The 21,706-nt window shown below is 52.7% G+C and carries 19 protein-coding genes; 5 read left to right on the forward strand and 14 right to left on the reverse strand.

Features of this window, described 5'->3' with window-relative positions:
- Positions 1–22 precede the first annotated feature (22 nt).
- The 8 genes from Q4606_RS14320 to Q4606_RS14355 all read right to left on the reverse strand — a co-directional run bounded on the left by Q4606_RS14320 (position 23) and on the right by Q4606_RS14355 (position 9,811).
- Positions 23–1,669: a fatty acid--CoA ligase gene (locus Q4606_RS14320; RefSeq protein WP_303608069.1), complete on the reverse strand. Its 1,647-nt coding sequence runs from the start codon at positions 1,667–1,669 to the stop codon at positions 23–25.
- Positions 1,670–1,952: 283 nt separating this feature from the next.
- Positions 1,953–3,239, reverse strand: a complete 1,287-nt coding sequence (locus Q4606_RS14325; RefSeq protein ID WP_303607948.1) for an ABC transporter substrate-binding protein — start codon at positions 3,237–3,239, stop codon at positions 1,953–1,955.
- A complete protein-coding gene (locus Q4606_RS14330) occupies positions 3,236–4,594 on the reverse strand; it encodes a sigma-54 dependent transcriptional regulator (RefSeq protein ID WP_303607949.1) in 1,359 nt (452 codons plus the stop codon). Before Q4606_RS14330 ends, Q4606_RS14325 begins: the two co-directional genes overlap by 4 nt.
- Positions 4,587–6,308 (reverse strand): PAS domain-containing sensor histidine kinase, encoded by a 1,722-nt coding sequence (locus Q4606_RS14335; RefSeq protein WP_303607950.1) that lies wholly within the window; start codon positions 6,306–6,308, stop codon positions 4,587–4,589. Before Q4606_RS14335 ends, Q4606_RS14330 begins: the two co-directional genes overlap by 8 nt.
- A 165-nt stretch (positions 6,309–6,473) precedes the next feature.
- The gene (locus Q4606_RS14340) at positions 6,474–8,108 is read right to left on the reverse strand and encodes a YdiU family protein (protein WP_303607951.1); all 1,635 of its coding nucleotides are present in this window, start codon (positions 8,106–8,108) and stop codon (positions 6,474–6,476) included.
- Positions 8,109–8,173: 65 nt separating this feature from the next.
- Positions 8,174–8,560: a hypothetical protein gene (locus tag Q4606_RS14345; protein WP_303595887.1), complete on the reverse strand. Its 387-nt coding sequence runs from the start codon at positions 8,558–8,560 to the stop codon at positions 8,174–8,176.
- Between the two features lies 1 nt (position 8,561).
- Positions 8,562–9,038, reverse strand: coding sequence for a hypothetical protein (locus Q4606_RS14350; RefSeq protein WP_303595886.1), 477 nt, complete (start codon positions 9,036–9,038; stop codon positions 8,562–8,564).
- 17 nt (positions 9,039–9,055) lie between these two features.
- Positions 9,056–9,811, reverse strand: a complete 756-nt coding sequence (locus Q4606_RS14355; RefSeq protein ID WP_303595885.1) for a hypothetical protein — start codon at positions 9,809–9,811, stop codon at positions 9,056–9,058.
- A gap of 266 nt (positions 9,812–10,077) precedes the next feature.
- Here Q4606_RS14355 and Q4606_RS14360 point away from each other — a divergent pair, with 266 nt between their 5' ends.
- Entirely contained in the window at positions 10,078–11,502 is a 1,425-nt protein-coding gene (locus tag Q4606_RS14360; RefSeq protein ID WP_303595884.1) for a DUF1254 domain-containing protein, read from the forward strand.
- 96 nt (positions 11,503–11,598) lie between these two features.
- On the opposite strand, the gene Q4606_RS14365 is transcribed toward Q4606_RS14360, so the two are convergent.
- Both Q4606_RS14365 and Q4606_RS14370 read right to left on the reverse strand, forming a co-directional pair.
- The gene (locus Q4606_RS14365) at positions 11,599–11,997 is read right to left on the reverse strand and encodes a helix-turn-helix domain-containing protein (RefSeq protein ID WP_303595883.1); all 399 of its coding nucleotides are present in this window, start codon (positions 11,995–11,997) and stop codon (positions 11,599–11,601) included.
- A 115-nt stretch (positions 11,998–12,112) separates the two neighbouring features.
- Positions 12,113–13,075, reverse strand: a complete 963-nt coding sequence (locus tag Q4606_RS14370; RefSeq protein WP_303595882.1) for an AraC family transcriptional regulator — start codon at positions 13,073–13,075, stop codon at positions 12,113–12,115.
- A gap of 222 nt (positions 13,076–13,297) precedes the next feature.
- Here Q4606_RS14370 and Q4606_RS14375 point away from each other — a divergent pair, with 222 nt between their 5' ends.
- From Q4606_RS14375 to Q4606_RS14385, 3 genes are read left to right on the forward strand one after another with little or no spacing between them, the layout of a single operon-like run.
- Positions 13,298–14,788 (forward strand): DUF1254 domain-containing protein, encoded by a 1,491-nt coding sequence (locus tag Q4606_RS14375; RefSeq protein ID WP_303607952.1) that lies wholly within the window; start codon positions 13,298–13,300, stop codon positions 14,786–14,788.
- Between the two features lie 26 nt (positions 14,789–14,814).
- The gene (locus Q4606_RS14380; RefSeq protein ID WP_303607953.1) at positions 14,815–14,940 is read left to right on the forward strand and encodes a hypothetical protein; all 126 of its coding nucleotides are present in this window, start codon (positions 14,815–14,817) and stop codon (positions 14,938–14,940) included.
- On the forward strand, positions 14,937–16,430 hold the full coding sequence (locus tag Q4606_RS14385) for a DUF1254 domain-containing protein (RefSeq protein WP_303607954.1): 1,494 nt from the start codon (positions 14,937–14,939) through the stop codon (positions 16,428–16,430). The genes Q4606_RS14380 and Q4606_RS14385 overlap by 4 nt, the downstream gene beginning before the upstream one ends.
- On the opposite strand, the gene Q4606_RS14390 is transcribed toward Q4606_RS14385, so the two are convergent.
- The 3 genes from Q4606_RS14390 to Q4606_RS14400 are packed head-to-tail and all read right to left on the reverse strand — an operon-like array spanning position 16,419 to position 19,031.
- Positions 16,419–17,879 carry a malate:quinone oxidoreductase gene (locus Q4606_RS14390; protein ID WP_303607955.1) on the reverse strand — a complete coding sequence of 487 codons (1,461 nt, stop codon included), beginning with the start codon at positions 17,877–17,879 and terminating at the stop codon, positions 16,419–16,421. The two genes, Q4606_RS14385 and Q4606_RS14390, sit on opposite strands and share 12 nt — an antisense overlap.
- Before the next feature lie 46 nt (positions 17,880–17,925).
- Positions 17,926–18,627 (reverse strand): RES family NAD+ phosphorylase, encoded by a 702-nt coding sequence (locus Q4606_RS14395; RefSeq protein ID WP_303595877.1) that lies wholly within the window; start codon positions 18,625–18,627, stop codon positions 17,926–17,928.
- Positions 18,627–19,031 (reverse strand): antitoxin Xre-like helix-turn-helix domain-containing protein, encoded by a 405-nt coding sequence (locus Q4606_RS14400; protein WP_303595876.1) that lies wholly within the window; start codon positions 19,029–19,031, stop codon positions 18,627–18,629. Before Q4606_RS14400 ends, Q4606_RS14395 begins: the two co-directional genes overlap by 1 nt.
- A 221-nt stretch (positions 19,032–19,252) precedes the next feature.
- On the opposite strand from Q4606_RS14400, the gene Q4606_RS14405 reads away from it, so the two are divergent.
- On the forward strand, positions 19,253–20,494 hold the full coding sequence (locus Q4606_RS14405) for a triacylglycerol lipase (protein WP_303607956.1): 1,242 nt from the start codon (positions 19,253–19,255) through the stop codon (positions 20,492–20,494).
- On the opposite strand, the gene Q4606_RS14410 is transcribed toward Q4606_RS14405, so the two are convergent.
- Positions 20,489–21,550, reverse strand: a complete 1,062-nt coding sequence (locus Q4606_RS14410) for a nitronate monooxygenase family protein (protein ID WP_303607957.1) — start codon at positions 21,548–21,550, stop codon at positions 20,489–20,491. The two genes, Q4606_RS14405 and Q4606_RS14410, sit on opposite strands and share 6 nt — an antisense overlap.
- Positions 21,551–21,706: the final 156 nt, after the last annotated feature.

The raw sequence follows: 21,706 nt of genomic DNA on the forward strand, positions 1-21,706 counted from the left end.
TCGAAACACCGAGCCGTTATTTCTATGCATCTAACTCGCTACGAATCAGCTTTTTATTGATCTTTCCCACGCTGGTTTTCGGAATTTCATAAACAAATTCAATCCGCTCCGGAATGGCCCATTTGGCAATTTCACCGCTTTCGACAAACTGCTTCAGGTGGGCCTTGATAGCGTCGGAGCTCACATCAGCACCTTCTCTGACCACGATGGTAGCGACCGGACGCTCATCCCAGCGCTCATCAGGAACGCCAACCACGGCTACTTCCGATACCGCCTCGTGCTTGCTGATCAGGTTTTCCAGTTCAATGGTTGAGATCCACTCGCCACCGGTCTTGATCACATCTTTGATTCGATCCTTGATCTGCAAGGTACTATTGCCATCAATCGAACCCACATCTCCGGTGTGTAGCCAGCCGCCTTCCCAAAGCTCAGCGCCTTTCTCCGGCTCCTTCAGGTAGCCCTGGGTCAGCCAGGGAGCACGTGCGACCACTTCACCAACAGACTCGCCATCGTGCGGAACATCCTTGCCTTCGGTGTCAACGATTCGAATATCAACCAAAGGTGTTGCGACGCCAGCGAGGATGCGAGCTGCGCTTTGCTCAGCGATCGGCAGCGCACGCTCTTCATCTTTCAGGTTAACCATCGTGATAACCGGGCAGGTCTCGGACATGCCGTATGCAGTTACGAAATTGATTCCTCGATCCGCCATCTGGGCGGACAGAGCCTGGGTCGGCGCGGAGCCCCCGGTGAGCATGTTCCAGCCAGACAGGTCCGTGTTTTTTGCTTCTTCGCAATTGAGTACCATCTGCAGCACAGTCGGGACGCCGTGAGAGAAGGTAACGCCCTCATCGCGGAACAGCTGAACCAACCGGTTCGGCTCGTAACGACCCGGATAGACCTGTTTTACTCCGAGCATTGTGGCGATATAGGGAACACCCCAGGCATGAACATGGAACATGGGGGTCATGGGCATATAGACATCGTCGCTACGCAACATGGCGTTTGCGTCCGAGCTGCCAAGTGAGATAGCTGTAACCAATGTATGAAGCACCAATTGGCGGTGACTGAAGTACACGCCTTTCGGATTGCCGGTAGTTCCCGTCGTATAAAAAGTCGTTGCGATCGAGTTCTCGTCAAAATCCGGGAAGTCATACTCTGGGAGAGCTTCAGCCAGCATCGATTCGTACTCGCCAACAACGTTCAACGTGGTGGGTGCAGCGGTTGAAGAATCTGTCAGCTGAATATAGCCACGCACAGTGTTGAGTTCGGGAGCCACTTGCTCGACCAACGGTAAAAAATCGTCGTGAACCAGCACCATGTCGTCTTCTGCGTGATTCATGGTGTAGATAATCTGGTCAGGGCTCAGACGAATATTCACGTGATGCAACACAGCCCCAATCATGGGAATGGCAAAATAGGCTTCCAGGTACCGATTGCTGTCCCAATCCATGACCGCCACTGTGTCACCGGCACCGATACCGGCCTTCTCCAGTGCATTGGCCAGACGCGCGATGCGCTCATTCAAAGTCAGGTAGTCGTAACGGGTGATATCGCTATACACGATTTCGCGATTTGGGGAATAACGCTTACCTGACAGCAATAGGCTTTTGATCAGTAGCGGGTATTCATAAGCATTTTCGGCGCTGGGGAGCAGCTTGGTTTTTTTCATCATTGGCCTCGTTTTTATTGGAGCTCTGTCATGGGTAGAGCAAGGCCAATGCCAACTGAGGAAAAACCAACAGGCTATTGTTTTTATTAGAAAACTTTACAGGAAAGCCCAGGTGGTGCGGGAGAGCGAGCGGAAAGCGCTCAGTTTTGATCGGACTATGAGCGGGTAACGCTCATAATAAACCCGTTCATGAGCGGACACCGCTCATGAACCATGGGGCAAGGAAACCGAAACTATCATTGGCGTATAATCAGACTGACCGGAGCTCACCAACTTCAACGCTTCAACGGCTCAGCTCCGGCATATAGATCTTCCAGTTCCCCAACATACGTGTTGCGGGTGGATAGTCTTCGTTGGGAAGCGACTCGCCAATAGCGATAACCTGCATCATCTGATGGCTGACAGGGTCTATCCACGATTGAAAGCCTTGAGGATCCTCCGGTAATGACAACTCCAATCCCTCTAATGCCTGGCGCACACCTTCGGCATCTTTAACCTCGGCGTTCCGCCAGGCCTCAGCCACCGCCAGAACGACGGAATAACTGGTCTGAGCCATGAAATTGGGATACCGGCCGCTCCTTCGATAGAACTCTTCTACAAACTCACGGTTAACCGGAGTGTCAGGCCAGTTATTGTGGTGATGCCCTGAAAGAATCACGCCGGGAGGCATGTCATCCCCCAGCGCCGACATCACACTGTACCCTCCTCCGGTATCGAAGTTAGCCAACTGACTTACCTCCAACAGTCCCTGCTGGTGTGCCTGACGTACAAAATTGGCGAAATCATCACCGAAAAAATTGCAGACCACGATATCCGGCGGCGAAACCAACAGTGCTTCGATATACGCGGAAAAATCCGGCTCCGAGAGTTTTGGATAGTACTCATCGGTGAGTTTGAAGGGCACCTCAAGAGACTCCAAGCCCTCTAACAGGTCATCCAAAGCCTGATGGCCATAGTCATAGTCAGGGCCGACGTAGGCCAGTGTGGTCCAGGGATTAGCAGTCTGTATTTCTTTGAGGTAGCGCGCACCGGCCCGCATGGATTGACGACTGTCATTATTGACCATGAAGTACCAGGGGTTGACGGGTACCTCCGTTAGCCTTGATGACGTGTGCCCCCCACCAATGAAAAGGACCTTCTGCCGTTCAGCATAAGCGCTGATCTCAAGAGCAATACTCGAATAAACGACGCCACACAGAATATCAACGCCTTGTTCTTCAACCAGTTGCCGGGCCAGAGTAGCGCTACGGTGGCGTTTGCCCTTGCTGTCTTCGAGGAGTACCTTCAGGCGCGGATAGGGGACGGGCTCACCGCTGTTTACGAGCGTTTGGTTCAAGTGCTCAATTTGATCCACCGCCATACCCAATGCCACATCCGCGTCACGACCAAAAAATCCCATCGGGCCAGTAAGAGGATACAGGCAGCCGATCGTCACGTCGGCTTCTACCGACTGGTCTATAGCCTTATGTTCCTGACCATAAGCTGAGGGCAATACTGACAAGAGTGCAATGGTCGCAATCAGTGCCTTGCGAAAGGAACGCGATACACTCAAACGACTCTGGAGTTTCATTCTGTAATCCCCAACTTCTGTAATCGTCGTTTGAGTGCATGCCGGGATATGCCCAGCTTTACCGCTGCAACGCCCTTGCGCCCGCCCGCCTGCTCCAGGGTTCTGATGATAATATCCCGCTCTGTTTCGGCCAGGCGATCACTAATAGAAGCATCAGACGCGTCGGCGGATGGCTCTGGAGCGTCGATCAGTTGCATTTCCGGAGGCAGCATGTGAAGTGTTACAACTTCACCAGGATAGAGCACTGTCAGTCGCTCCAGGAGGTTCTTCAGCTCGCGAATATTGCCAGGCCATACGTAACCTTTCAGGTGCTCCACAACCTCTGGCTCAAACAACACAGGTGAACAGCCCTCACTGGCAGCCATCTTCAGGCTGAAATGCTCGATCAGCAAAGGGATATCGTCCCTTCGCTCTACCAGTGCCGGCACACGAATCGGCATCACATTAAGACGGTAATAAAGGTCTGCTCTGAAGCTGCCCTCTTCCGCCGCCTGCCCCAGCTCGCGATTGGTGGCTGCAACAATACGCGCTTCGGCCTGATAAACGCGGCTGGAACCGATGGGGCGGTAGCTATGATCTTCAAGAAAACTCAGCAGTTTGGCCTGCAGCGCCAGCGGCATCTCACCAATCTCGTCCAGAAACAGGGTCCCGCCATTCGCCAACTCCACGAGACCTGAACGACGTTGGTGAGCCCCCGTGTAAGCACCCTTTTCTGCTCCGAAAAGCTCGGCTTCCAGCAAGTGTTCGGGCAAGGCTGCGCAATTCACCTCAACAAAAGGGCCAGAAGCCACCTTCGATAGTTGATGGATTTCCCTTGCAACGGCCGTTTTACCAGTGCCCGAGGCACCTTGTAACAGCAGAGTTTTGGCACCACTACGCGCGATTCGGGTCAGATCTTCGTGCAAGCGCCGCATTGCCTCGCTCCGACCGATCAGCCGAACTTCTCCCAGTTGGCGCTCGCGAAAAAAACGCACCTCTTTATCCAGCCTGCAGCGCTCGAGCGTGCGGGCAATCAAAGATTTCAGTTCATGGATATCAAAGGGTTTGGTAATAAAATCCAGAGCGCCACTTTTAACCGCTTCGATTGCGACCTTGATGTCACCATGAGCTGAAAACATGACGACTGGACAGCCAGCCAACTGCAGTTGTAACTGTTTTAACACTTCCAGGCCACTGAGGTCCGGTAGCCGCAGATCCAGTAATACCAGGTCCGGCTGACAGTCCAGCGCCGTCTCAATGCCTTCATTACCCGTATGGGCAGCGGCAATCCGGTAGCCATCCGTTTCCAGTGCCAACTGCAGCGAACGCACCAGTCGCTGCTCATCATCAATAATCAGAATCAGTGCCTTATCCATGAGTGCCCTTAGAAGCGTTGAAAATAAGCGACACCCGTGTGCCAGTGCCTGGTTCACTGTTAATGCTCAGCTTCCCACCATTGAGCTGCACCAAACGTTTTGAAATTGACAATCCCAACCCCGTTCCCTGAGTTCGGGTGGTATAGAAGGGTTCCGTAGCCCTCTCCAACGCTTCAGGCGTCATACCAGAACCCGTGTCGCTGACGGTGATCACTGTATTTTGGTTAACTGTTTGAACATCCAGACTCAACTCGCCACCTTCCGGCATCGCCTGAATGCTGTTGAGCGCCAGGTTCATAAGCACTTGTTGAATCTGATTTTCATCCACACACAGACGCGCGTCCATGTCACCCGAGAGACACAGGTTGGTATTCTCCCTGACGGCAAGGGGTTCAATCAGCGCCGCCAAACGCCGTAGCAGGTCACCCCCTGTGACCCATACACGCTCAGGATCGAAAGGCCGGGCAAAGCTTAGAAGGTTCTCAACTACGCCATTTACGCGATCGATTTCCTCCAGAACCAGCGTAATCAGCTCCTTGCTTCGAGGGTCCTCGTCTACTGGAAAACTCTGGACGCACACTTTGATGGTGGCCAGCGGGTTACGTACCTCATGGGCGATACTGGCAGAGAATTCCCCAAGAACAGCTTTCTTTTCAACCTCCAGACGCGAGTCAATCAGCGCCTTAAGCCTTCCACCCATTCGATTGAAGGCTCTGGCAAGCAGGGTTATCTCATCATTCCCGTCGGGAGGGATATGCACATTCCAATCCCCTCGAGAGACCGCTTCCGCGCCCTCTATCAAGGGCACAAACCTTCGCTTTAGTCGCAGGATAAGAGTCATGAAGAAGCCGCCAACAAGTACCACAGACGCGCCCACACCCAGCAGAAAAACGGGGCGCCTGAGTTCCTGGCTAAGATCAACAGCCGGATCGTGTTTGATTACTTCAATTGACCAACCCGGGGCAAACTCTTCACTGAGCCAGCTGGGAGTCTGCTCCATTGCAGGTTGACCATTCACCGTAAATCTATGCCCTTCGGCGGTACTTAAGAGTGGCCTGAACCCGTCGATCCGAGCCTGGCTTTTGAGTAGTTCGGTCAGGCTGGCAAACCGAACATGTAAGGCCACAAATCCAGAAGAGGACGTTTCGCCTGAAGTCGCCGGTAATGGCGCTGCAAACAAAAACCAGCCTGAACGACCGGGGAGAGGTGCTTGGGGGCCAATCAATACGAAATCAGCAAAATTTCTCCTCGGCAGCCCCGCCAGAGATAACTGCTTTTCGCCCCAATAAGGCGATCCCGATGATACAACACCGGGTAACGCCGTTTTTAATTGCCATTGAGCATCAAAGAAAAGTACACCATAGATATCGAAGCTGTCCGTCTCGAAGCTGATCAACGCACGAGTTGACTCCAACTCCGGTGAGAGCGGATCCCCTGAAACGAACCGCTCGATATCAGGCAAATCTACAATAGTTTCTAGTTCAAACTGCCGGGCTTTCAGAAAGCCAGACAATGCAGCACGGGTTGCATTCATCGAATGCTGAACTTTTTGCTCCCCCAGATTCTCAAGCAATTCGCCAGTGAAACGGTCATAGAGCCAGGTAACCACCAATAGGGGCAGTACAGCGACCAGCAGCGCAAGCACCAGATAACGCCTTAGCAGGCTGTTACGCCATAAACTGATTTTTGTCTGAGTTACGGAAGGTTCCTTCAACGCTGATTCGCTCTTGAGTATTGGCCTGCGCCAGAGTTTGTCACTATTAATAACTATCGAATGAAAAGCAATTAATAGGCCAAGCTCAATACCAGCAGTGACTGCGATCAACAAAGTGGATCAGGCAAACACGTCTACCTCAACTTATTATTGGGTTCATAACAGCTACGAAGAGCAGCTGTAATGGGACGATCCGCCGATATCAAATAACTCTGCAGGCTTCAGCCTGTAGTATTTCTCCTCTACGTCTTCCGATTGCTCGTCATAGGGCTGCGTCATGACTTTCTGGAGCTCTCGAATCAACGAATAGTTACCCGCTGCTGCCTGTTGATACGCAGGCACAACCAACCATTCCCGCAAACTGTATTTCGGGTTGGCAAGTTTCATCTCCCGCGACTGCGCCTCGCGAGAGCGAAGTTGAGTGGCCGATTTCCATTTTCCAAGCCATGCCGACCAGCGCTTCTCGAACTCCAACGGGTCGGAAACATTCCTTGAGTTTTTATAAAAGCTCTTTTTCAGCGGAGTAATGTTGTCGGGTACGTTTGAGAGCTCGCGGAAGAAAATGGTGTAATCCACTGGCGTTTGCACCATCAGCGTTGCAAGTTCGCTAAACAGTGCCGGGTGAAAGTCTGCAAGCCCCAGTTTTGCAGCCCACATGCTTTCCATTTCCGCCTGCATCACACCCGCAAAACCCTCTCTGATCTCATCAAGTTGCTGCAAGCTCTCCGGATACTCGGTAAGCAATGGCCGCAACGCGGAACAAAACGTGTGGAAGTTGCGCTCTGCTGCAGCCGGCTGGTTCAGGAATGAATAGTGAAGTCCCCCACCCGTCCATGGCTGGAAACGTGGATCAAACACATCGCAGAATCCGAATGGGCCGTAATCAAGTGTGAAGCCGCCGGCCGCGCAGTTGTCGCTGTTGAAGTTGCCCTGGCAGTAGCCAACCCGGATCCAGTTCGCCACTAGCGATGTGAGTCGCCTGCGGAATTCGCGTGCCAACAACACCACTTTTTCGGTTGTGGCCAGCGTATGGTCGATCACGTCTCCGTACTCACGGTCAATCAAATGCAACACTAGCTTCTCAAGCTCCTCCATCGCTTGCGGGTGTTCGTGTTTGCGGGCTCGCCGCGCGAAGAGCTCAAGCTGTCCGACCCGAATGAACGACGGCGCTACCCTCGTTGTTATGGCGACGGGTTCAAAGACGAGTATGTCTGGGTTTTGGGAGTGTGAGCCCTCCGAATACCATGGTCGCTGCACCTTCTCCGTTTTCGAAACGTACAGACTCAAGGACCGTGACGTCGGTACCCCGAGTGCGTGCATATGCTCCTGCGCCAGGAACTCCCGTACACTCGAGCGCAGAACGGCCCGACCATCGCCGCCGCGGCAATATGGCGTCCGGCCACTGCCTTTTAGCTGCATTTCCAGACGTCGGCCCTTGATAACCGACTCAAACACTGAAATCGCCCGCCCATCGCCGTATCCGTTGCCAGTCTGGAATGGGCACTGCTGGGTGTATTCTGTGCCGTAGATAGAAAGTGCGTAGCCGCACGCCCAACCAACCTTTCGCATAGGCTCTGGAACGCCCGTCAGATCGCCTGAGAAAACACGAACGAAATCGGTCGACTGGGCCATGCTGTCGGCAAAACCCAGCTCGCGAAACAAGTCTTTGCTGTGGACGACGTACTCTGGGTTTTCGATTGGTGTGGGGCTTACGGGCACAAAGTGGCCCGTAAAAACCTGGCGCGGCTCGTGGTCGCGGCCATTTGCTTTCGCGTCAGGATCGCAATTGAGGGAGTCCATCAACGAATAATTTGCTGACTTTGCAAGGTCACCGAGGTATGTGAAAGGTAGCGTCAAACTAAAACCTATTGCCCGTTTTTAGAAACCACCGCGTCCCATTCTTCTTTAGTCATCTGGTTGCGGATAGCGAATCGATGATCAAGCGCACGGGATTGAGCTGACTCCCAGTCGGCATTCATCGAGTCAAGCTGTGCCTGCATGCTGGCGGTTTCTGTGTCGTAATTTTTGTATAGCTTGCTTAATTCCCGTCCAGACTTCGCGAACACCTTGTCGAACTGCTTAAGTTCACTATTGAGTGCTTTTAACTCCTGTCGCACTGCTTCCGCCCTATCAGGGTCTGTGATGACCTGCTGAGCGAACGTTTCGAAGCTCTTGATCATATCATGGGTCAGGATAGCAGCGGATGCGCTGGGCCCACCAAGGAAAAAAGCAACCAGTATTGCAACTAGCATCTCATTGGCCTCCTGCTGTGTAGCTCATGGTTCGGGGGTTAAGATTCTTGAGTTCAAACTTCGCCAACGTTTCCCATTCTTTAGCCGTAACCGTTGCTTTCATCTTGCCCATTAGCACCAGAAACCTGGTTTGAGCAGCTCGGCGTTCCTGATTGTATTCCTGAATGAGGTTGTCCAGTTGCTCGCGTTCGGTCGAGTAATCCAGGTTCATGTCCCTCAGCTTTTTCGAGTATTGCTGCACTGAAGCTGCATGTTGGCTGACTAGTCGATCCCGTTCTGCCGATAAAGCCGCGAACTCTTTAGCCCTTAGCGGGTCGTCGATTTCACTGGCAATCAGGTTCTGATAATCGGTATGTAATTCTGTCTGCTTTGATTCAACCTCTTGCGGACTGAGATCTTTGGATGAATTGGCGCAACCAATTAAGGCTGACCCTGCGATGCTGGCAATGAGTACGATAAAAATATGATGGCGTTTCATCTGTTTTTCCTAAGCCTCTAGAAATCTAATTTAAGATAGGCCAGCGCGCCCTCGTATTGCCAGCTCATGTTCCCATCGAATCTGTTTTTGGAGACACTCACATCGAGCTCTACAGCATTAACACCAACACCAATTGCAATGGTTTTCGTTAAGCTAAAGTCGAGACCGGCGAAGACGTCGTACAAAGACCCCTCGTAATCTCCGTAATCAACAAAAAATATTTCGCCGCTACCTCGCAGCGCCCACCGATCAGCAAACCGGTATTCTCCGCGCAGACCAATAACGGGCAAAGGAGCTGTAAGGTCGTTCGATTCGGCCCTGGCACCCCCCGATGTGGACAGAGTCGCTCCAAAATCTGCAACGTAAACGCCAACCGTCGCACCGAGAAAATTGCGATCGCGTTTCAGAAACATCCAGGTGTATGCAGCCTTATAGATCGTCAGGTCGAGATCGGTTTTTACGGTGCTGCTGAGCGGGTAAGTTGTGTTATCCCAGATGATTTCCTTTTCAATCTGTTTAGAGGATGAGCGGGACAGGTCGAATGCGCTGAAGTCGAAACGATGCTTCTCGGCAAATCGCCAGTAGCCATCCACGCGGAAAACAGTATCGGATTTCTTCAGCCCGAGGTCGTCCTCAAGATCTATGTCCGTTCCCCGGCCCGAGTCCCCATCGAGTCTCGACCGGCTTTCACGGTCAGTGAAAAAAGCGCCGATGCTTATACTGAATGTCGGGTCTTCCTGCGCGATCGCCGTACTCGTGATCATCAGTAACATTAAAAGCCACGTGGCTCGCATTTCATCCCCTCCCCTGACTTTATCTCCTCAGTATTCTCCTCAATGCGTCTGCTCGCTATCAAGAAAGCGCATGGCACTATTTCCAGCACATATTCTTGCTACCACCACTGCCGCCCTGTGTCCACTGTGTCTTGCGCATAACTGATAGCTCCATAGAGACGAACAGGTGATGCTAACCCAGAAGCTTTAAACACGTCACCGGCTCGCACACAAAACAAATTAGAGATCAATCAGGAGCAATTGCTGTGAAAACATCCCTTCACACCGCCTTCAAACTCACCATCGCAAGCGTGTTTGCGCTAGCCATGCTGCCAGCCGGTTCTGCTAGCGCTGCTGGACCCGCTGTAACGCCAGCCGAAGCCCGCGCCATCGCCAAGGACGCATACGTCTACGGTTTCCCGATCGTCGACAACTACCGCGTCTCGTACGCTTACTACACCGACAAGAGCGACCCGAACTTCAAGGCACCCTGGAACCAGATTGCAAACATCGCGCGCGTCTTCACCCCGGCCGATACAGCTGTGCAGACACCGAACTCCGACACGCCCTATTCCTGGATGGGTATGGACCTGCGTGCCGAGCCGATCGTTCTGACCGTGCCGGCGATGGAAAAGGAACGCTATTTCAGCGTCCAGTTGACCGACGCCTATACCCAAAACTTCGACTACATCAGCAGCGGAGCAACAGGGAACGATGGCGGTGTGTTTGTCGTGGCCGGCCCGAACTGGAAAGGCGAGAAGCCTGAAGGAGTGGACAAGGTCTTCCACTCGGAAACAGAACTGGGCGTAGCGGTCTATCGGACGCAGTTGTTCAATCCGGGCGATATCGACAACGTGAAGAAGATACAGGCGGGCTACAAAGTCGAGACGCTGTCATCATTTCTCGGGCAACCGGCCCCAGCTGCGTTACCGGCTATTGATTTCCTCAAGCCTCTGACGCCCGACGCACAGAAAACGTCGCTGGAGTTCTTCAAAATACTCAACTTTGCTTTGGGTTATGCGCCGGCTGTTCCGTCTGAAGTGGAGTTGATGGAGCGATTTTCCAAGATCGGCGTCGGCCCCGGACAGACATTCGATGTGGCGTCCCTGTCGCCCAAGATGAAAACCGCAATTGAGAACGGCATGGCAGAAGCTTGGGCAGAATTTGGCCAGTTCCGGAAAGAAAAAGTCGACACCGGCGAAGCGACATCTGGGGATTTTTTCGGAACCCGCGAATTTCTGAAGAACAACTATCTCTACCGCATGGCCGGTGCTGCTCTTGGCATCTACGGCAACTCGAAGCAGGAAGCGATGTATCCGGTTCTTGCGGTTGATTCCAAAGGGGAAAAATTGAACGGTTCGAACCGGTACACTCTGCATTTCCCCGCGGCGGATCTTCCTCCGGTGAATGCGTTCTGGTCAACAACCATGTACGAATTGCCAGCAAGCCTGCTCGTTGCCAATCCGATCGACCGTTATCTCTTGAATTCAACGATGATGGCGCAATTCGTCAAGGACGCCGATGGTGGCATCACCCTCTACTTCCAGAACGAGAATCCCGGTAAAGACAAACAAGCGAACTGGTTGCCTGCTCCCAAGGCTCCATTCTGGGTCATCATGCGGCTCTACTGGCCAAAGGAATCTGCGCTGGATGGTTCGTGGACCCCGCCAATGCTGGTCAGGGCGGAGTGAAACGGCTCGGGTAATGCGCCCCGTGCATTTCGCCTGCGCAGATTGAGCATCAATCTGCGCAGTGTTTAAACACAAACAAGTACTTCTATCAGTTGATTACTGCCAGTCCGATATCCGCTCAGGTCGTGGGTGTGAATTCAAGGTATCTGACGGCGATTCGCCAAGCAGTCGCTTGTAGTCGATCGAAAACTGCCCCATGTGGGTGAAGCCGCATTCGCGCGCGATATTCGCAACCGTGGCTGTAGATGGGTCGGCATGCTGCAGTAGCCTCCTGGTTTTCATCAAACGCTCCCGTTTAACGAAGGCCATGGGTGTAATACCGTAGGTGCGCAAAAAAAGATAACCAAGCGTCCGCTTGCTCACACCTGACACTTCAGAAAGCTGACCGAGCTGGATTCTTTCTTTCATGTGTTGCGTGATATAGGTGAGCGCTTCATTCAGCCTGTCAGGATGGTTCGATCCCTTCATTTGCATGGTCTTATTAATGGCAGCCACTCCTGGATACCAGGTTGCGTAAGAGTTGATTCTAATCAGGTGAGAAATAGCTTCGCTATCGCGAATACGCACGGTATCGATTGGCGAGAAGGGACAGGAAATCAGGCTTACGTATCTATATGGTCGCTCGCGCAAGCGTGGCACTTGGACATTCACCGAATGCATTCTTGTACTGGGTGGTAAACAGACTCAGGTGGTTGAAGCCGAGCCCGAAGGCCTCATTGGTGACAGTTGTTCCGCCGCCTGAAGCTTTAAGTCTCTTGCGCACCTGGTGCAGCCGCATCAAGCGAAAGTAGCGTGAAGGGCTTGTTCCAAAGGCCTCTGCGAAGGCGTATTCCAGGTATCGACGGCTGGCGTTCATGGCCACACACAGTTCGTCGATGCTCACCGGTTCTGCGATCCTCTCCCGCATATAACATTCGGCACGCTTGGCGATAATGAAATGCCCCCGGGCCTGAGACATGACTTTCGCTGGAGCAACGTCGATAGAGCTCAGGGCGGCGCCCAGCGCATTACGAAGATCGGTAACCAGCCAATCGGCTGCACGAGTATCCAGCGGAATTTCAGCGGGCTGTACTATGTTTTCAATGGCTTGCCACAGGTCTTTTAATCTCTCCGGATCAGGCCTTATGGATGTACAGGAGGTGATCTGAGTCAGGTTCGTGCGCAAAGTGGTTTGTTCAATTGACTCGATCCACTCGGGGAGAATAACCAGAGAAGTCCACCCATAGATTGTCGACGCACACCCGCTGATTTCCTCACCTGGCTTGCAGAACAGCAATTGCGATTCATCGACAGAGTTGCCATTCCAGTTCGCATGAGCCCCCTTAGTGAAAGCGCCAATGCTGAACCGCGTCGGGTCAAGTTCGCCCATCATGCGGATAGGCAGGTTGATGGTGCCGAGATCAATTGAAACATCACCCAGTGAAATCTGATCAAGCGCAATATCGAGGTTTCCGGGCTTCAGTTGGACAAATTCGAGATTAGCGCCACTAACGGCATGATTAACCTCGTCCAGGTCGTGATATCGAGCCGGGGGATGGTATTGCTTCCCTAAAATATAGAACCCTTCACTCATGGAACGCTTCCTGCGCTTTTTTGATAGGCACATCAAAGCATAGGCCAGATAACACGTCACCGCTACAAAATTAGCAACAAGCAGTCAGCCAGTGTCGCTCTTATAAATACACCCTGAATTCGGCAATGCCTTGCGCATAATTGATAGCACGATATGAGCGAACGGGTAATGCTAAGCATTATGAAGCTCCCTTTTGGTGCATAAAATAAAGGATTAAAAAACATGGAATATAGAACGGCTGTGACGTCGGCAAAAAAACTTTCCTTGAAGCTGATGATGGTGATTGCCTTGATCGGTTTCGCAGCAGGTGCTCAAGCTGTTTCAAACACTGAGCACAAACCCGAAACGATCGCCGAGCAGGCTTATACTTACGGTCTCCAGCAGGCAATCTTTTACGGCCAGCGCTGGATCTATACCCAGAACGATGCAGCAAGCAATGATATCTATTCGGGACTGAACCGTTTCTTCTGGGTGCGGAAACAGATCACTCCGGATTTCCCCGTTGTGACACCGAACGCAACAACACTTTATGGGTCCGGCTTCCTGGATTTGCGTGACGGGCCTGTCGTTATTGAAGTTCCGGAAATCACCGACCGCTATTTCAGCGTTCAGATCATGGACCAGTATGGAATCTTCCGGATGATCGTTGGGTCGCCCTTTAATGGCACCAAGGCCCGCAGCTACATTCTCCTTCCACCGGACTTTTCTGGAACGGTGCCGGCTGACTTCCCGACAACAGACATAGTTCAATGGCCAGCGAAAACTGCCTACGGCGTTGTCCGCATGGGTGTTGAGACTGGGTCGGATGCCGAAATCAAAACCATTAATGCTTACCAGGACCAAATTACCATGACGCCTCTGGCGGACTGGCTGTCGAACGGACATAAAGGCGTGGCCCAGGCAGACCGAGCCATTGTGCCGGGCGATTTTCCCATCCCTGCCGGATTGCCGGAGTATGCGGTTGGACAAGTAGACAAGCAGACAGCTGAGCAGTACTACACCCTGCTCAACACCATCCTGAACGATCCAACCATGCAAGTGATTGAAGATTCGCTTCTGGAAACCGAGATGCTTGCCCAACTCGAAACAATCGGAATTGGCAAAGGAATGAACTTCGATTGGTCAAAGCTGACGGCAGAACAGAAAAAAGCCTTGGAGAACGGATTCAAAGCGGGTTTCGAGAGTGTGCGCAAAACGTTGAAAACAAACCTCATCAACATGAACGGTTGGGGCATCGTGCGCAATGATGGTGGCTTTGAAACCAGATGGATGGACAGAGCAGTCATTGCCGATGCAGCTTGGGCGGCTCCAGACAAAAACATCTCCCACTCCGGTGCATTCCTGTTCACCGACGCCGATGCCAAACCACTGACCGGCGACAACAAATATACGCTGACCTTCGACATGAACGACCTGCCACCGGTAACCCAATTCTGGTCGATCCCGATCTATGACGCCAACGGATATTTCGTCGCCAACGAGATCAACCGCTATACCGTGAACAGTTTCATGCTGGAGGCCGGCGACCTCGTTGCCAAAGACGGCAAGCTGGTGATCTACGTGCAGAACGAGAAACCCACCGATCCGGATCAGGCAAAGAACTGGCTCCCGGCTCCGGCTGAAGGGTTCAGGTTTACAGCGCGATTCTATGGGCCTTATGCCCCGCTGACGAACGGCACATACAACATGCCCAAGGTCGAAAAGTCTCTTTAACCTCTCAATAATGGCAAGGAAAAATAATGAACAAGCCAGCGATCGCATCGCATATCGCCACCGCGCTGTTATTTAACGCCGGCACGGCACAGGCAGACAACGACCGGGAAACTGAGTTGGTAGAGAGCAACACCAAAGGGGTAACGAAATGATCACCCGAATTATTGCAACAACAATTGTTTTGGCAGTCGCCAGCTTCCCTGCGTCAGCCGAGGTGTCGAAGGCTGAGCTGGAGTCCGTTTCTATTCCGGATACACTCGATACGTCTATTGGCACGTTGGAATTCTTTGATGGCGTCCCCACCGACGCCACCATCGACACAGTTTATGACAACCTTGATCGCATGCGGGCAGTCGAGGCATACCTCGACAATCAGGGTGCCGCTTCGCTGTTTGCCATGCGCAAAGGCAATGCAGCCATCGGCGCGACGTCAAACAAAGTCAGCATCACCGAGCAACTGCTCAAGCCGGAATCCCTGTACCTGACCGGTAATACCTCCACTTTGTATGCGTTGACCTATCTCGACCTGAAAGTCGACGGTGCGCTGGTGGTCGAATTGCCACCAGGCATGCTCGGCTTTCTGGACGACGCCTGGTTTCGCTATATTGAAAACATGGGGCTGCCCGGCCCGGACAAAGGAAAAGGCGGTAAGTATCTGCTGTTGCCTCCAGGCTATGACGGCGAGGTGCCTGAGGGGTATTTCGTCGTCAAGATGCCCACTTACCATAACCTGATGTTCTTGCGCGGCTCCATCGCCAAAGGCCTGGAGCCAGCTGTCAAAAATATCAAATCCCAACTCAAGATCTATCCACTGTCCAAGGCCGACAATCCGCCTGATACGGAGTTTGTCAATATCTCCGGCACAAGCTACAACACCTTAGTGACCCGAGATCTGAGCTTCTTTGAAGGCCTGAACCAGGTTGTTCAGGAAGAACCAATTGATGCCATAGGGCCTGAGGTGCGCGGCACTCTGGCTGCCATCGGTATCGTCAAGGGCCAGCCATTCAATCCCGACGCGCGCATGCAGAAGCTACTGGCCGAGGCCGCTGACATAGGCGCCGCGACCGCACGTGCCATCACCTACCAGCCTCGCATCGATGGTGTGGAAATCTATCCCGATACTCACAGCGCCTGGACCATGGGATACGCGAACAAAAACACCTCGTTCACGGCTGATGGAGCCATGAATCCCGATGCTCGGGTATTGTTCTACTTCAACGCTACTGGCGTCACTCCGGCCATGGCAATGACGAGAGCAGGCGCCGGCTCCGATTATGGCATTGCCTATCTGGATGCCAACAAGAAGGCATTTGACGGCTCCAAAAGCTACAAGCTACACCTGCCACCTAACGTGCCTGTGAACAATTTCTGGGCCGTCACTATCTACGATACCCAGACACGTTCACTACTACAGACATCTCAACCGTTCCCGACGCTCGGCAGTCAGGATAGTCGCATTGAAAAAAATGCGGACGGTTCCTACGAGCTCTATTTCGCACCAAAGGCGCCAAAAGGAAAAGAAGGTAACTGGTTGCAGACCCTACCAGGAAAAAGCTGGTTCGCCATCCTGCGGATGTACGGCCCACTTGAACCCTGGATCAACAAAACCTGGCGCCCGAGCGAGATAGAATTAATAGAGTGATTCAGTAATACCCAGCAGCCCATTGACGGCATCGCGAACCTCTCGGTAACGCTCCGGATTATGGGCCAGGGTATCCAGGTTGTCCTCGGGGAAGATATCTTTCATCTTTTTACCCGCTTCCTCACTGGTAAAAATAGATGGAAGAATCTGCTCCAGGCAACGCAACATGACTTCCGGCGATACCGACGCCCCGGGTGATGCACCTAGCAGTGTGCCATAGGTTTTGTCACTTGAGACCAGAATCTCGGTACCCATCTGCAGGTCACCATCCCGGATGATCTGCACACGCTGCCCTGCCTCAACTGCCTTCCAGTTGAACTTTTTACTCATGCCCGGGGCGAAGTTATCCAGCTCCTTGAACATGCTCTTCTCACCTTTGAATGTCTCCGAAACCAGATACTTGACCAAAGGAAAGTGCTCAATTGCCACGTTCAGCAAGCCCGGAATATCATGCAGGCGCATGGAGCGCAGGTAATCGAGGAAACCACGGCCTCTCTCAAGCACAGGTTTGAACGACGCGAAGGGGCCGAACAGCAGGTAGTGCTGGCCATCAGCGACCCGAAGATCCAGATGCGGGACAGACATCGGAGGCGCACCAACCTTCGCTTTGCCATAGGTTTTCGCCCGGTATTGCGTAGCCTGCTCGGCGCTGATCGGCGCCTGCAAGAAGCGACCACCAACGGGGAAGCCGGTGAACCGACGGGAGAATGGCAGGTGGCTCTTTTTCAGAAGCGGGAATGCGCCCCCTCCGGCACCGACGAAAAGCACGTCCGCCTTGTACTGCCGATCAACCCCCTTATTCTTGGTTTCAACAAGCCAGCTCCCGGCTGGGCTTCGATGCACACGTTTAACATGGGTGCCGTATTCAATCTGTACACCCAGATCTTTAACCGCATAACCGGCCATTTGCTCGGTCAGCGAACCAAAGTTGACGTCCGTACCCGTTTCGATCGCAGTCGCTGCCATTTTTTCGTGGCGGGGACGCTCCTCCATGGTGTAGGGAATCCAGCTTTTGATCTCGTCGAAATCTTCGGAATAGCGCATCTGCTCGAAAAAATGGTGGGCGGACATTTCCTTGAAGCGTAACCGCAGTTCTTCGATCGCCGATTCGGAAACAATAGTGCAGTGCTTGGTCTGGTTTATGAACGATTTAGGGTCTTTGATAGCGCCCTTCTGGACGAGATAGGCCCAGAACTGTTTGGCCACATTGAACTGGGCGTGAATTTTCACCGCCTTATCAACCGAAATAACCTCTTCGTCCACCGGGGTGTAATTGAGCTCACAATTCGCCTCATGCCCGGTGCCGGCGTTATTGAACACCCAGGAATTTCCTGCCCCGGGGCCGTCAAGCCGTTCAAGAACTGTGATATCCAGCTCCGGTGCCAACTCTTTTGCCAAAGTGGCAAAGGTGGTTCCCATAATCCCTGCGCCGATAATAATTATGTTCATAAGATCTATTCGCCAGAGTCAGTTTTATGAAAGTTACAGGAAGGGCTCAATGCCCGCTTAACACGTGCGCCTCCCCTATTTCTGCCCAATGAGTAATACGTTGCTTGTCTCCATCCCAGAAGTATTTCAAGTGAGGTCCTTGCACTGGAATAGAAACGGCTCGCGGTTTGAACGCAGCGATACATTCGCTGCCGGGGCACCGGACACTGTTGTATAAAAGCCCGTTTGATCCTTTGGTGCGCCAACGACTTGCAAACTTCTGGCTCAGCACGTAATCATCCGCATCCGGATTATGCAGATCTGCAAACTCTGGCCCCCGAATGTCGTGCATGTCCAGCGCCACACTACCAATGTAGGCGCGCATGGTAAGCGCTATTGAATCTTCATTCGCGGCCGCCATTTCACGTTCTTTGTGATAAACCGTTTCCCGGATTGCAGCATCAAGGCTGCTGGCTGCGTAGTAAACCCCAAAATGCCTGTCGGCGAAGCGACTTCCAAAGCCCAGATGGGTAAACGATGCCATCACAGGGGTACTGCCTGGCCCGCTGACTCTGTCGTCAGGACGAACGAGTTCAATATCCCCTACCTGATCCCGCAGCCGTGGATTTGTCATACCTTCGATCTCGAACGCAAGCTCGAATTCCTCTGGATCGTAGATGCGCTCAAAAAGGTCTATGGGTGGATAATGGCTGGGGATGATTCGATAGGTATCCCACTCAGGGAGGTGTAAAGGGGGGGTGGAGAACATCACCACCCCCGTTTGGCATCAAAATACTGACGGGCCAACATAAGGTTCATCATCGAGCCTTGCGTCATGAACTCCATCGCCGACTTTCCGCCAAAGGGCACTTCAGACGTTTTAAGGCGGATCCTGCGATTCGCTCGCTCATGAGTCGGATACAGAAGCTGAAGAGCCTTGTAGATGCCCAGGATGTAGCTTATTCGCTCCATTGTGTCATTGGAAAGTTTGGTCGGATTAAGCTTTGCGTAGTTATAAAGCGTTGTCCTGGATGGACCGCCAAGAAGCTTGCTGCGCTCTTCAGCATTACACCCCCATTCTTCCGTTACCCGAAAGAATCCCTTTAGCGCAACGCGCCCTTTCTCGGCTTCACGGTCGCCTTCCGCGCTTTTACGTTCAACCACAGCTGTCATGGTGCACTCCTCACCGCATGCCGTTCATATGTGAACAATATAACAACAATTGTATTTTTTTGATAGCCTTGAGTTTGTACTCCGAATCTTGTCATTTACGCTGGAAATGCCGAGTTGTCACCATTTATCTGAAAACGGGCCATTTGCGTGCGCCAGGATTTGCCGGATAGTGTTCTATCCTATGATGAGAACGTTCTGAACGACTTCTGGAGCACAGTAAAATGGTATCAATCAAATCGATACACGGTTCCGCCCAACTACTCCTGGATGTTACCAGTGGCGTTACTCAGATTGTCGAAAGAACGCATCGCACTATTGCGAGGGAAGTGAACCCACTGAATCGACTGCGCGACATGGCGGGAGTGCCTCCTGAGGAGGGGGCTCAGGGCCGGACTTACCAGGTCATCCAGTCGACCACTTCATTGGTGCAACAGGAGCTACATCGGTCGCTTGACAAATTCTCAGCCCAGGAAGATATCCTGAAGTCATCACAAAGCGTGAAGGTTGCAGCCGCACTGAACGGAGTATGCGGGGATCATCTGGAAGCCAGCAACAATCCCCTGGCCATTACCATGCATTTTCGAAACAGCGCTGGTCAGAAAGTCGGGCCAGGCTCTGTGAATGGCTTTGCCTCAATTCAGGATGCCAGCTCAAAAATCGTAGTATTGGTTCATGGTTTATGCCTCTCCCATGAGTACTGGAAAGGACACAATGAAGGGGACCTGGGTACGGAGTTGCAACGTGAGTCTGGCTTCACACCCTTGTATCTGAATTACAATACTGGAAAGCATATTTCACACAATGGCAAGGAGTTAAGTCAGTTACTTGAGAATTTAGTTGAATCCTGGCCAGTTGAGATCGAGGAGCTTACCCTGATTGGCCACAGCATGGGAGGACTCGTTATTCGTAGCGCCTGCTGGTACAGCAGTGAACTCAACCTGCCGTGGACCGGGCTTTTGAAAAATGCCCTTTATCTCGGCTCGCCTCATCATGGCTCAGCCGTAGCCAAGGCCGGAAACATGCTGACCTTCGTTATGAAGAAATTCCGTTACGCCAGTCCGTTTGCTCTGGGCCAGCACACCAGCGCAGGCATCAAGGACCTGCGACACGGCAATTTACTGGACGATGACTGGGAGGGTATCGATCAGGATGACTTCCACCCGGACTACCGCAAGCCGGTTCCGCTGCGAGAAGGCACGCGGCACTTCTTTATAGCTGCAGCCATTGGTAAGAACGTCTCCGACTTTACCAGCATGATGGTAGGCGACCTTCTCGTTCGGCTGGACAGCGCAGAAGGGCATCATTCTGATAATTTAAAGAAGCTCTCCATAAGCCCCGAAAACTGTCGCGTGTTCGAAAATCTGAATCACCTGGACTTACTCGACAACAAGGTGGTGCACGATCAGATACTGGAGTGGCTGGCTGCACCCCCCGGTACTTGCAGACCTGTCGACCAGTTATGACACCCACTCTTCCAGAATCAATGCCACCAAATCCGCGGCCGGTAACTCCCGCGCCAAAGGTGCGCCTTGCCCCGCCCATTGCGCAGCGAATTCATGGTTGCCAAGTCTGGACGCCGCTCCATTGAGATATTTAGCTGCATCATAGGCAACCGGGTAATCGGCTGGCGGCGGGCTGTCTTTGGCTTCGCCAAACGAAATGAGCCGGTTAACCATCCCCCGTGCCGGCCTGCCCGAGAGCACTTTGGTTAGTCGCGTTTGCTTTACTCTTTCGCTTTTCAGTGCTGCCCGGTATGCATCATTTGCAGCGGATTCCGGGCATAGAACAAACGCGGTGCCGAGCTGCACAGCAGCTGCACCGGAAGCCATCGCGGCTTTCATGGCAAAACCGTCCATAATCGCACCTGCAGCAACAATAGGCAGAGTGGTCTGGTGTGATAACAGTCGCACAAGGGCTAAAGTACTCAACCCTTCATCTGTAGCTTTGGTGTTGAAAGTCCCCCTGTGCCCACCAGCTTCAATTCCCTGTGCCACGATGGCGTCAATTCCAGCCGCTTCAATCTGCGCTGCTTCGCCCGGGCTTGTGGCCGTGGCCATGGTATAGACTCCTGCTCCCTGCAATGCCGAAATGTATTCAGGCGATGGAATACCAAAGTGAAAACTGACAACCGCAGGTTTCAGCTCAAGCAGCATTTCGAGCGTTTCGGCGTCTTCAACAAACGATGTGTAAATTTCACTGAGCGAATCCGGTGGCTCCACGCCCGCTTCAGCGAACAAGGGTGCCAGGTACTTCAACCAGTTGGCCTCCCGGGCGGGATCTCGTCGCGCAGGCTGATGACAAAACACATTCACATTGAATGGCCCAGTGGTCAGAGCCTGAGTCTGCTTGATCATTTCCCTGGCCTGAGCTGGAGAGCTTGCGCCTATTCCCAAGGAACCCAGGCCACCAGCATTGGTAACGGAAGCCGCAAGTTGAGGCGTCGAGACCCCGGCCATTGGCGCCTGAACGATGGGATACCGAATACCGGATCGTTTCAGAAAACTATTGTGCGAGTTCATTCCAGCTCCTTTGTTGATCATGTGTTTGTCGCCAGCATTGTCCGGAACGCCAGACACAGGCGTCTGCAATTCCAGACACTGGCATCATGAAAGTATCACCAAACCATTTAAAAACAGATAGATAAACGCAGGCCTGGTTTTTGCTTAAGTACTCCG

Source organism: Marinobacter sp. 1_MG-2023, assembly GCF_030549045.1.
Taxonomy (GTDB): Bacteria; Pseudomonadota; Gammaproteobacteria; order Pseudomonadales; family Oleiphilaceae; genus Marinobacter.

Coding starts and splice junctions, on each gene's coding strand:
- Q4606_RS14320 (WP_303608069.1), bottom strand. CDS start 1,669: ATGAAAAAAACCAAGCTGCTCCCCAGCGCCGAAAATGCTTATGAATAC.
- Q4606_RS14325 (WP_303607948.1), bottom strand. CDS start 3,239: ATGAAACTCCAGAGTCGTTTGAGTGTATCGCGTTCCTTTCGCAAGGCA.
- Q4606_RS14330 (WP_303607949.1), bottom strand. CDS start 4,594: ATGGATAAGGCACTGATTCTGATTATTGATGATGAGCAGCGACTGGTG.
- Q4606_RS14340 (WP_303607951.1), bottom strand. CDS start 8,108: ATGGACTCCCTCAATTGCGATCCTGACGCGAAAGCAAATGGCCGCGAC.
- Q4606_RS14345 (WP_303595887.1), bottom strand. CDS start 8,560: ATGCTAGTTGCAATACTGGTTGCTTTTTTCCTTGGTGGGCCCAGCGCA.
- Q4606_RS14350 (WP_303595886.1), bottom strand. CDS start 9,038: ATGAAACGCCATCATATTTTTATCGTACTCATTGCCAGCATCGCAGGG.
- Q4606_RS14355 (WP_303595885.1), bottom strand. CDS start 9,811: ATGTTACTGATGATCACGAGTACGGCGATCGCGCAGGAAGACCCGACA.
- Q4606_RS14370 (WP_303595882.1), bottom strand. CDS start 13,075: ATGAGTGAAGGGTTCTATATTTTAGGGAAGCAATACCATCCCCCGGCT.
- Q4606_RS14375 (WP_303607952.1), top strand. CDS start 13,298: ATGGAATATAGAACGGCTGTGACGTCGGCAAAAAAACTTTCCTTGAAG.
- Q4606_RS14380 (WP_303607953.1), top strand. CDS start 14,815: ATGAACAAGCCAGCGATCGCATCGCATATCGCCACCGCGCTGTTATTT.
- Q4606_RS14385 (WP_303607954.1), top strand. CDS start 14,937: ATGATCACCCGAATTATTGCAACAACAATTGTTTTGGCAGTCGCCAGC.
- Q4606_RS14390 (WP_303607955.1), bottom strand. CDS start 17,879: ATGAACATAATTATTATCGGCGCAGGGATTATGGGAACCACCTTTGCC.
- Q4606_RS14395 (WP_303595877.1), bottom strand. CDS start 18,627: ATGTTCTCCACCCCCCCTTTACACCTCCCTGAGTGGGATACCTATCGA.
- Q4606_RS14400 (WP_303595876.1), bottom strand. CDS start 19,031: ATGACAGCTGTGGTTGAACGTAAAAGCGCGGAAGGCGACCGTGAAGCC.
- Q4606_RS14405 (WP_303607956.1), top strand. CDS start 19,253: ATGGTATCAATCAAATCGATACACGGTTCCGCCCAACTACTCCTGGAT.
- Q4606_RS14410 (WP_303607957.1), bottom strand. CDS start 21,550: ATGAACTCGCACAATAGTTTTCTGAAACGATCCGGTATTCGGTATCCC.